Origin of the sequence: Gardnerella bivia (assembly GCF_049262715.1) — a bacterium.
GTDB lineage: Bacteria > Actinomycetota > Actinomycetes > Actinomycetales > Bifidobacteriaceae > Bifidobacterium > Bifidobacterium vaginale_A.
Window position 1 is genome coordinate 1,465,559 of record NZ_CP058399.1, and the last position, 11,757, is coordinate 1,477,315.

Genomic DNA, 11,757 nt, shown 5'->3' on the forward strand with positions numbered 1-11,757 from the left:
GATTATTATGGCTTCGACTGGACGTTTTACGTTGCCAAGCGAATCAAACTTCGCAGAAAAAACCAAGCAGCTCGCGGAATTATGGGGCGCAGATGCCATTCGCAATTCAGATGGAACTCAATTAGATAAAGAAGTTCTTAGCTTAGGTAAAAAAATCTACAGCGCTTACTTCCCTACTCGCGCACACAACGAATGGATTACTCTACACATGGATGAAACTCCGCAAGTCTACTTATTAAGTGAAAGGGTACTTGCGGAATCAAATAACACAACCATCCCTCTTATGGAACATTTCTTCAATGAGCAACTAACTCCAAATTATGATGCAAATCCTCATAAATATTGGGAAGTAATCGACCGTACTACAGGAGAAATAGTACCTTGCGAATCTTGGAGAGTAGAAAAATCAACTCATAGCGTAATAGTAGATAACACTATTGCAATGCATGAATACACTGCTTCATTCCTTGCATATATTATTTGGGATCCTGTTGAAATGTATAATCACCTCACAAATAATTGGGGAGATAAAGAGCACGAGATTCCATTTGATATTTATCATGAAAAAACTCGCGATTTCGTTATGCGAACATTTGAGAAATGGCTAGAAGATAATCCTCAAACAGATGTTGTACGATTCACTACATTCTTCTATCAATTCACTCTGCTTTTCGATGAATCACACAGAGAAAAAGTAGTTGATTGGTTCGGATGCTCTTGCACAGTTTCACCTGAAGCACTTGACGATTTTGAAAAAGAATACAGGTATAGACTTAGACCTGAAGATTTCGTGGATGCAGGATCATACAATTCCGCATGGCGTTGCCCGCGTAAAGCTCAACGTGATTGGATTGACTTCACAACACGATTCGTGCGCAAAAACGTAAAAACAATGGTAGACATGGCTCATGCTCATGGCAAAGAAGCAATGATGTTCCTTGGCGACCAATGGATTGGAACAGAGCCATATAAAGAAGGATTTGACGAACTTGGACTTGACGCTGTAGTTGGATCAATTGGAGATGGAACTACAACTCGCATGATTGCAGACATTCCAGGCGTTAAATACACTGAAGGCAGATTCCTTCCTTACTTCTTCCCAGATACTTTCTATGAAGGAAACGATCCTAGCATTGAAGGTTTAGACAATTGGCGTAAAGCTCGTAGAGCTATTCTTCGCTCCCCGATTTCTCGAATGGGATACGGCGGATACTTATCTTTAGCTGCAAAGTTCCCTAAGTTTGTAGATACTGTTACAAATATTGCAAACGAATTCCGCGATATTCACGATAGAACTCACGGACATGCAGCTGAAGGCGAATTAAATGTTGCTATTCTAAACGCTTGGGGAAGCATGCGTTCTTGGATGGCGTACACTGTTGCACACGCACTTCCAAACAAGCAAACATATTCATACTACGGAATTCTCGAAGCGCTTTCAGGAATGAGAGTGAATGTAAAATTCATTAGTTTTGAAGATGTATTAGCTCACGGAATAGATAGAGATATTGACGTAGTTGTTACAGGAGGTCCTGTAAATACTTCATACAGCGGCGGAGAAGTTTGGAAGAATCCTCAACTCGTTGAAACTTTGCGTCAATGGGTTCTGAATGGAGGAGGATTGATTGGCGTTGGCGAACCAAGCTCATATTATCAGCCAAACGATACTCGATTCTTCAAACTAGCTGATGTTTTCGGAGTTGATGAAGAAAGATTCCAGACTCTTTCAATTGACAAGTACTTCCCTGCTTTAGTTAGCAAACACTTCATAACTCAAGATATACCAACAAGTGAAAGCCAAATCGAACAAGCCAATAGCAAACGCGCTATTGCTTTGAGTGGCTGCGGTGGCGGACAACCTGCTTCGTTAAATGATATTGATTTTGGTGAAGTGATTTTAAACACATACCCTATTAACGAAAAGGTTGAAATTTTGCGAGCAGATAATGGAGAAGTTCAGCTTGCAACTAATAACTATGGAAAAGGAAGAGGAGTATATATTTCTGGGCTTCCTTATTCTGCTGTAAATGCTCGTCTTTTGGAACGCATACTCTTCTATGCATGCCATAAAGAAGATTGCTACGCAGCATGGAGTTCAACTAATCCAGAGTGCGAAGTAGCTCACTTCCCAGAAGATAACATGTATTGCGTTATCAACAACACAGATAAACCGCAAGATACTACCGTACAACGAGCTGATGGCACTCTTGATCAATTCCATCTTGATTCAAGCGCCATTAAATGGCAAACATTGTAGATTTTCTCAACGCAACACACTCTACAATGGTTTGTCACTACACATTGAGCTGCTTGCAATGCAGCTTGTAGCTCAATGTGTTATTTAAAAAGGAATTATTATTATGAATAACGAAACACTTAACGAAATCGCACAACAATTTAATGTTGAAGATTCTTTTACAACAATCACACCTTATGGTAGCGGTCACATTAACACAACATATCTAGCAGTCAACAAGCATCGCCGCTATATTTTACAAAAGATGAATACTGATATCTTCCCAGATACAGTCAATCTAATGAGAAATATTGAGCTAGTAACCAATTTCTTGAGATCTAAAAATCAAGAAACTTTGGAAATCATACCTACTCATAATAAGAAAAGCTACTACGAATACGTTGATGGAAATAATAAGCCTGAAATGTATAGAATGTATGCGTTTATTGAAAATACTATTTCTTACGATTTAGTTCCAAATGCGCAAGTGTTTAAAGATGCAGGTGCAGCTTTTGGTAGTTTCCAAAATTATCTTGCTGAATTTGACGCTTCGAAATTAGTTGAAACTATTGCTCACTTCCACGATACTCCTCATCGCTTTTGTGACTTCAAAAAAGCTGTGAGCGAAGATCGTTTTGATAGAGCGAAAACTTGCCAAAAAGAAATCGACTTCTATATGTCACACGCTGATTTCTACTCTACTATTACAAGCGGTTTAGCAAGTGGAGAAATTCCTTTAAGAGTTACGCATAACGATACTAAATTGAATAATATTTTAATGGATGCAACTACTCATAAGCCACGTGCGATTATAGATTTAGATACGATTATGCCTGGTAGCATGCTTTATGATTTTGGAGACTCTATTCGCTTTGGCGCTTCAACAGCGTTAGAAGACGAAAAAGATATTGAGAAAGTTCATTTTAGCACTGAATTCTTCAAAGCTTATACTCAAGGATTTATTAGTGAGCAGAAGAACAATATTACGCAAAACGAAACGCAATTATTAGCTATTGCAGGCAATATGCTCACTTTAGAATGCGGAATGCGATTCTTAACTGATTATTTGCAAGGAGATACATATTTTGCAACTCACTACGAGGATCACAATTTAGTAAGAACTCGTACGCAAATTAAATTAGTTCAAGAAATGGAAGAAAAATCAACTGAAATACGCGAAATAATAGACGATATTATGAATGAATAAATTATTGAATAACAATAATAAATATAAAACTTATTCAAAATCACAAAAAGAAGCGCGTTTTAGAAGATTAAAAGTAATTGGTGCAAATGATTTTGTTGGTTGTATATAAGCTTTTATAAAAACGCATGCAACCAACAAAGTCGTTCATAAAGTGATACAAACAAAGAGGCGTATTATGACAGTTGCATTGAATTCTGTGTATGAAAGTATTGATGAGCTTATTGACTTTGCACAAAAATCATTGAATCTTGATCCACTTGATGCAAATATTACGAAGAATCACATTTTTGCATTATTTAATTTAGATTCTTATAAATCATCTTCTTTAGATAAGCAAAAAAGCATTGAAGAAGACGAAGATTGCAAAGCGAGATCAAAAGAAGACGCAGAATGCGCAGAAGGCGCAAGTAATTCTTCAATTGATGATATTTTAAATCGTTTCTTCCAAGCAGCTTATAATGCGAATCTTCTCGATCCAAGCGAAGAAGATACGTATAGCGATACGATTATGGGATTATTAAGCGCGAACCCTTCTAAAATACAGCAACTTTTTGAGCAAACTAAGAAAAAAGAAGGCTCTAGTGCCGCTCAACAATGGTTTTACAACTATTGCGTAAATAATACTTATGTTAAACAAGCTGCTTTAAAGAAAAATATTCGATTTAACTCACATAATCTCATAATTACTATCAATTTAGCTAAGCCTGAATTTAAGAATATGAGTAAAGCAGCAAGCGGAAATAGCGTATCTGGAGGATATCCTAAATGCACTATTTGCCGAGAAAATGAAGGATTCGCAGGTAGAAATAAACGCACTCTGCGCACGCTATCTCTAAATCTTGGCAGAAAAGAGTGGTTCTGGCAATTCTCCCCTTACGGATACTTCAATCAACATGGAATATGCGTAAATTCACAACATACTCCTATGGTTGTCAATCGCAATACTTTTGTTAATTTGCTTGATTTTGTAGACGAATTTCCACATTACTTCTTAGGATGCAATGCAGCACTTCCTAGAATTGGCGGATCAGTTCTTGCTCATGATCATTACCAAGGAGGTGGAGAGCATATGCCTATGCATCATGCTCCGGCGTTAAAAACTCTCCACCTTGAAAATTATAAAGATACAATACTTGAAGTTTTAGATTGGCCTGGAACTGCTATACGAGTCGTGTCTAAAAATAGAGAAAACATTATTGAAGTATGTGATTATATACGTAAAGCATGGGTAGATTACGATAATCCTAAGTTAAACATTTCTTCAAAAGATGAGAATCAAAATACTCAATCAGCTTTATCTCCAAGCGTTATTAAAACAGCGCGCGGATACGAGATGAATCTCATATTCCGAAATAACGCTGTAAGCAATGAGTACCCTGATGGGATTTTCCACGCTCATCCTGAATATTATGCTGTAAAACAAGAGCCTATTGGACTAATCGAAGCTCAAGGATTATTTATACTTCCGGGAAGATTAGTGAAACAACTTGATGAAATTAAAAAAGCTTTAGAATACGGCAAAGATGCGAAACTTCCAGAAGACGAGTCTGAGTTTAAACTCGTATGGGATGAATTGCGTGAAACTCTACAAGGAAATACAGATAAGAATGTTATTAAAAATGCTATTCGAGAAGAACTTGCAAGCATATGCGAACGCATTCTAATAAATACAGCTGTGTTCAAAAATAAGCAAGATCTTATTGTTTTCCTTAATTCTTTAGGATTTATGCAAGAAAACGAAAAATAAAATTATGTAAAAATGCATATGAATTAGGTACAAAATGACGTGCTTAAACTATGCAAAATATAGAAAAGAGCTGTTATGAATATGCAAATGCCGAATAGAGATCATAATTTAACGATAGGGATTGATATTGGCGGTACAAAAATTGAAGGCATTGTTATTGATGAGAATAATAACGTGCTTAAAGAATTAAGAATACCCTCTAGAATCGGCGAAAAACAGGTTGTAGACGATATTACGCGTGTAGCTAAAGAGTTATCTGAAACTCCTATACCTGTTGGAATCGGTATTCCAGGGCAAGTTAATTGGAATACTGGATGCGTAAAAAACGTTGTCAATTTAGGTATTACTACTTTAGAATTAGGCTCTGAAGTTTGCGCTAAATATGGCGCTAGCGTTCATGTTGAAAACGATGTAAATGCAGCAGCACTTGGAGCTGCTAGTTTAGTTTACGAGAACAATACTTTCGAGAATATCAATACTGAGAATTGTGATTCAACAGTAGTTATGCTTAATTTTGGCACAGGATTAGCAGCTGGTGTTGTGAAATCCGGAAGAGCTTTACATGGTTTTAGTGGAGCTTACGGAGAAATCGGACATATACCAGTAGATGCAAATATGTTCGATTGCCCTTGCGGACAAAAAGGATGCTTAGAAACAGTTGCTTCTGGAGGTGCAATATCTCGCTTATGGCCTTACGCGAATCCAGCTATGCCAGATTTGATCTCGAAAGCTGAAGATGGGAATCCTCAAGCAAAACGAGTGCTAGATATGGTTGTTCACGCAATGGTTGATGCTGTACAAATCGTTGTACACGCTTACGATCCGCAAATTATTGCTATTGGAGGCGGAGTTGCAAGAACTGGCGAGAAGTTGCTTAAAATTATTTGCGAAGAGCTTAACAATCGCGCTAGTACTTGCCCATTTTTACAAAGCTTGAATGTTACTAAAAGACTTGTGCTTGTGCCATCTAATCAGCCTGTTGGAGCACTAGGAGCTGCTATATCTGCTCGCATAAACAACTTAGCTTAATTGTAATACTTGCACATTTTATAAGATTTTCCTGTTTAACGCAGATTAACTCAAAATCTTAAAGCAAGCGGTTGCAGGCGCAAATAATTAAGACCAACTGATTTTATATTAGTTAGTCAGTTAGTTAGTAAGAGATCTAAGATTTTTGCGCTCAGCTTCCATAGAGCTAATTTCCCCAAGAAGATTTAGTTTCTCCTTGCAATCAGGTAATTTTGACATTCGAATTTTAGCGGCACCAATTCTACGCATATATCCAATGTCTAAAAGTTTAATAAGCAACTCGTTAGCGTATTGCGACTCACTTTCACTTGGTCTTCTCAGAGTATCTGCAGGAGAACCAATGTTTTGAGCATTTTGAGCATTTTGACTGTTCGCGATGGTCTGACTTTGTACTTGATTAGCATAAGCGCTAAATCCAATAGACGCGTTGTAATCTTCTCTTTTAGAAATCGCAAGCGGCAATGGTGTAACAGCAAGCTCTGTAATAACAGGTTCAAGAACAGGTCCGCCAGCTTTCATTAGCTTATGTAGCCAAAGTCCTTGAGTTATATTTGGATCAGGGAATCCATCTGCAGCTATAAAAGCTTGAAAAAGCGTTCTGAAAATTGGAGTAATAAAATTATTTAAAGTCAAACGCGAAAGTAGCGATTCTTGAAAAGCTAAAGGCATTTGAACTAACACGGACATAAATTGCTGCTCACACATGAAAACTGTGTCGTCAATTCGATAATAGCTTTGTGAATGATATGCTTCTCGCATAATATTCAATCGTTCTGCAGGATTCATAAATTTTTGAGAAACAGAATTTACAGCAGATCCTCCAGAAAACGCAGATGCAGACGCAGATGCTGAAGAATATGAAGAATACGAAGATTGCGACTCAAATCTTGGAGCGTAAGCATCCTCTGTTTTAATATGAAGTCGTCTTCTCGCGGATTCAACTTCACGGCGCATAATATTCAAATCAATTCCAATAAATCTCGCTGCTTTACGCGTATACATATCTAGCAAGGATCTATCTCTAATTTGCGCGACCAATGGCGAAACAGCCTTTACAGCTCCCATTTGACCAGTTGCAAAAGTTGTGTCAAATTTACGTATAACAGTGTTGATAACGAAATCATAAAGCGGACTAGCGCTAGAAATCAGCGCTCGAACTGCTTCATCACCTCTTTGAATACGCAAATCACAAGGATCTAAATTATTATCTGCAACTGCAACAAAAGTTTGAGTTAAAAATGCTGAATCTAAGCCGAAAGCATGAATTGCAGCTTTCTGACCTGCAGCATCCCCATCAAAAGTAAAAACAATTCGCGAACTTACATTTTGACCTTTAACTTTAAGAGGACCAACAAGCTGAATACCACCTAAAGAATCGTCCGCTATTAAGCGCCTAACCATTTTCGCATGTTCAACGCCAAAAGCAGTACCGCAAGTTGCCACAGCAGTATCAATTCCAGCTAAATGGCAAGCCATAACATCTGTGTATCCTTCAACTATCACAACTTGTCGTTTTTCTACAATATTTGGTTTTGCTATATCAATACCATATAAAACTTGATTTTTACGATAAAGCGATGTGTCTGGAGTATTGATATATTTTGCGCTAATAGAATCGTCATCATAAAGTTTTCTGGCACCAAATCCAAGAGTTCTGCCTGTAGAATCTCGAATTGGCCATGTAAGACGACCTCTAAAATAATCATAAATTCCGCGCTGAGATAATCGAGCTAAACCAGCATCTAATAATTCTTGATGCGTGAAACCACGTGAAGATAAGTATCGAACAAGATTATCCCAACCTTGTAAAGCATATCCGCAACCAAATCTTTCACATTGAGCTTGAGTAAAATTACGACCTGCTAATAGTTTTCGCGCAGCAGCGGCTTCCGGAATAAGCAGATTTTTAACAAAAAATTCTTGAGCAGCATCATTTGCTTCTAGCAAACGCGCGCGCTTAGTTGAAACATGAGATTTATCTTTATCGTCTTTAGAATTATCATAATGCAATTCTATGTGATATTTATCTGCTAATAATTCAACAGCTTCACGAAAATCAATATTCTCTTTTTGCTCAACATAATCGAATACGTCTCCGCCTAAACCACAACCAAAACAATGCCAAACACCTAAAGAAGGACGAACATTAAAACTTGGAGTTTTTTCGTCATGAAAAGGGCAAAGACCTACAAAAGAACCAATTCCAGCAGTTTTTAATGTAACAGTTGCAGAGATAATGTCATATAAATCTGCTACCCCACGCACGCGCTCAACGTCTTTTTGTGAAATGATTCCTGCCATAATATTTACTCTATCTTAAGGCTTATAACTAAACGTATGTCAATTAACATAATGCAGCATGAAGGGTTGTAGCAGATCCGTCTGTAAGACTTGCAACTTGATCTATTGCTACTCTTAAACGCTCATCGTCATTAGTACACTCGTTCCAATCATCCACAAAAACTGGTTCCATAGCATCGTGAGGACGAGGAGATTTACTCATAAAAACTTCTACTAAATCAGTAATAATTTTCTGCTCACGCCTATAAAACTCGCGCTCACGCGGAGCAATTATAAAATGAACTGCTAAACTTTTTAGCATAACCATTTCATAACTTGTATCTTCTGGAACAACAACATTCGCACGATATCTAATTAACGCACCTTTACCATATTGTTCACGAGTAGCTCGCTCAACAGAAATTGCAAAACGACCTATAAGCATACTTGTTATATTCTTTAACTTAGCTAAAGATCTTCGAGAACCATCAAAATTTTCAGGGAATACATTAAGCTTACGCAAACGTTGAAAAGCGGCTAAAAGCTTATCGCAATCCCATTGTTTTCCATACCACTCGTGAGTTTCTTCAATAACACTATCTGCTAAAGAAGGATCATCTACACTACGAGGATTAAAAGCACCTACAACAATTGCATCTTCAATATCATGCACGCTGTAAGCAATATCGTCTGAAAGATCCATTATTTGACATTCCATTGGACGAGCCTCAAGAGGTGCTCCAATTTTAAGCCATTCAAACACATCAGTATCGTCTGGATAAACACAGAATTTATCATCACGCTCACCTTTATCGTGAACTTTCGCTTCTTTAAGACTCCAAGGGTACTTCACAGTAGCGTCCAATGCTGCGCGCGTAAGATTAACTCCTGCACTACGACCATCTTCGTTAAAAACTTTAGTTTCTAAACGAGTTAGAAGACGAAGAGTTTGAGCGTTGCCTTCAAAACCACCAATATTTTTTGCGATTCCAGCAAGAACACGCTCGCCGTTATGCCCGAAAGGAGGATGCCCTAAATCATGCGACAAGCACGCGCAATCAACTACATCCGGATCACAACCAAGCATTGCAGCAATCTGTCTACCAATTTGTGCGACTTCTAGCGTGTGAGTTAAACGAGTGCGAGCAAAATCATCTGAACCTGCAACAAGAACTTGACTTTTAGCACCTAAACGTCTAAGAGCTGAGGAATGAATTATTCTAGCACGATCGCGCTCAAATGGAGTACGAACTCGCGTATGATGAGGCTCACTCGCCCATCGCTCAGTATCATGCAAATCATATTCTCCAACAACTTCATTATCTGAAGCAATCACTTCATTGCACATTTAATTCACACTCCATTACAAATCTAATCCACGCTTTTCTAATCCACGCTTTATTGCAGATTTAATCCACACTACACGCTTTATTGCAGATTTAATACATCTTCACTATTTAAACTTACATAAAACTAAGACTATTGTTGTTTTACTAGGCTGTACTTATATAAGCTGTAATTATATAAGGCTTAGTTTATATAAGGTTGCTCTCATATAAGGCTGCTCTTATATAAGACTTAGCTCATATAAGACTTAGCTCATATAAGACTTAGCTCATATAAGACTTAGCTCATATAAGACTTAGCTCATATAAGGCTGCTCTTGTCTAGTTTTTCAATATCGCTTTGAGATAGAACTTCGTAAGCATTCCTATATAACCTTGGCACTCTGCAGCCTATACTAGTCATAATTTCATAACTAATAGTTCCAGCAGATTCAGCCCAATCATCTGCAGTTGGCTCTGCGTATTTTATTCCGCGACCAGGTCCGAAAAGTCTAACAGTATCGCCTTCTTTAACTCCAATATCTTCAGAATATGCTTTCAAATCAATAATAAATTGATCCATGCAAACTCTACCTGAAACGCGAAGAATTTTAGGTCCTGAATTCGTTTCAAAACGTACAGGCGCGCCACTTTTATCAACTTTCTTAGAGCCTTGAGTGTCAAATCCTGAAGAAGATCTTAAAATTCCGTCAGCGTATCCTAGAGGAACTATAGCTGTGCTTGTGTCTTCTGGAACTAAATACGTGCGTCCATACGATATTGCATGACCTTTTTTAACTTTTTTAACTGTTCCAAGTTGAGCTTGCAAAGTCATTGCTGGAGTCAAATTATAATCTTGTGGCACTCCCATAGAAGGATCAGGCTCATAACCATATAAACCTATGCCTGGGCGAACTAATTCAAATCTTATTTCAGGACGACTAAGAGTTGCAGCAGTATTTGCTAAATGACGTATTTTAGGTTTCAATCCAGCATTTTCCATTCGATGCGTAAACTCGTGGAATTGCTCTATTTGCTCATCTGTTGCTTTAATAAATTCTTGTACATTTGGACTATCTGCAACTGCAAGATGACTCCACTGCCCTACTACGCTTATAAAACCGCTATTAGCGTAATTTTTAAGCTTATATAATGCAGAATCAAAAGATTCTTGAGTAAAACCGTTTCTACCAAAACCTGTATCTACTTTTACATGCACTCGAGCACACTTGCATAAGTTTTTTGCAGCGAGCGCAACAGCATCAAGCGAATCAATAGAGCCAACTGAAATATCAATATCGGATTTAATTAAATCTTCAAAAGGCGTTGTTTTAGCACTTGTAAGCCAAGTTAATATGCGACAACGATCAGAATTTATGCCAGCTTTACGAAGTTTCAAAGCTTCAAAAGGTTGAGCAGTGCCAAGCCAAGTAGCTCCACCAGAAAGAGCCGCTAAAGCACTTGGAATAAGACCATGACCGTAACCGTTCGCTTTAACAACTCCCATAACAGCAGGCGGATTTTGATTAGGTTGTAAATTTTTCGAAACTATAGAAACAAGCGTACGCATATTATCTCTTAGAGCACGCAAATCAACTATTACTTGACCTGGATATGTGCTTAATGCGTTAGCATAGTTTTCTCGTAACATTGCTTCTAAAGGAAGATTAGTGCACATAAATCGCGCCTTTACTTTTAATATAAACTCATATTATTTATTTACTTAAATCTTACACTCATATTGCTTATTTACGTAAATATTACACTCATATTGCTTATTTACGTAATTAGAAATATGAGAGTTGTTTGCATTGCAATACGAATATGCTCGAAATGGCTTGAATAGCTTTAACTGGCTCGAGATGGCTAAAGATGGCTTGATATGTATCGAGATGGCTCGACTAGCTCGAACAGAATAGGAATGGCTATGACT

The 11,757-nt window shown here is 37.7% G+C and carries 7 protein-coding genes; 4 read left to right on the forward strand and 3 right to left on the reverse strand.

The window, feature by feature from the left end:
- The first annotated feature begins 7 nt into the window (after window positions 1–7).
- From gnpA to HXT27_RS05820, 4 genes are all read left to right on the forward strand, one after another.
- Complete coding sequence (gene gnpA / locus HXT27_RS05805; protein ID WP_103043125.1) at window positions 8–2,257, forward strand: 1,3-beta-galactosyl-N-acetylhexosamine phosphorylase; 2,250 nt, start codon at window positions 8–10, stop codon at window positions 2,255–2,257.
- 97 nt (window positions 2,258–2,354) lie between these two features.
- Window positions 2,355–3,443 carry a phosphotransferase enzyme family protein gene (locus HXT27_RS05810; RefSeq protein WP_199172729.1) on the forward strand — a complete coding sequence of 363 codons (1,089 nt, stop codon included), beginning with the start codon at window positions 2,355–2,357 and terminating at the stop codon, window positions 3,441–3,443.
- A gap of 175 nt (window positions 3,444–3,618) precedes the next feature.
- Window positions 3,619–5,190 carry a galactose-1-phosphate uridylyltransferase gene (locus HXT27_RS05815; RefSeq protein ID WP_103043127.1) on the forward strand — a complete coding sequence of 524 codons (1,572 nt, stop codon included), beginning with the start codon at window positions 3,619–3,621 and terminating at the stop codon, window positions 5,188–5,190.
- A gap of 75 nt (window positions 5,191–5,265) precedes the next feature.
- Window positions 5,266–6,219: an ROK family protein gene (locus HXT27_RS05820; RefSeq protein WP_075523418.1), complete on the forward strand. Its 954-nt coding sequence runs from the start codon at window positions 5,266–5,268 to the stop codon at window positions 6,217–6,219.
- Between the two features lie 120 nt (window positions 6,220–6,339).
- Here HXT27_RS05820 and dnaG read toward each other — a convergent pair whose 3' ends face one another.
- The 3 genes from dnaG to alr all read right to left on the reverse strand — a co-directional run bounded on the left by dnaG (window position 6,340) and on the right by alr (window position 11,502).
- Window positions 6,340–8,520 carry a DNA primase gene (gene dnaG / locus HXT27_RS05825; protein WP_103043128.1) on the reverse strand — a complete coding sequence of 727 codons (2,181 nt, stop codon included), beginning with the start codon at window positions 8,518–8,520 and terminating at the stop codon, window positions 6,340–6,342.
- 43 nt (window positions 8,521–8,563) lie between these two features.
- The gene (locus HXT27_RS05830) at window positions 8,564–9,847 is read right to left on the reverse strand and encodes a deoxyguanosinetriphosphate triphosphohydrolase (RefSeq protein WP_103043129.1); all 1,284 of its coding nucleotides are present in this window, start codon (window positions 9,845–9,847) and stop codon (window positions 8,564–8,566) included.
- A gap of 299 nt (window positions 9,848–10,146) precedes the next feature.
- The gene (gene alr, locus HXT27_RS05835) at window positions 10,147–11,502 is read right to left on the reverse strand and encodes an alanine racemase (RefSeq protein WP_103043130.1); all 1,356 of its coding nucleotides are present in this window, start codon (window positions 11,500–11,502) and stop codon (window positions 10,147–10,149) included.
- Window positions 11,503–11,757: the final 255 nt, after the last annotated feature.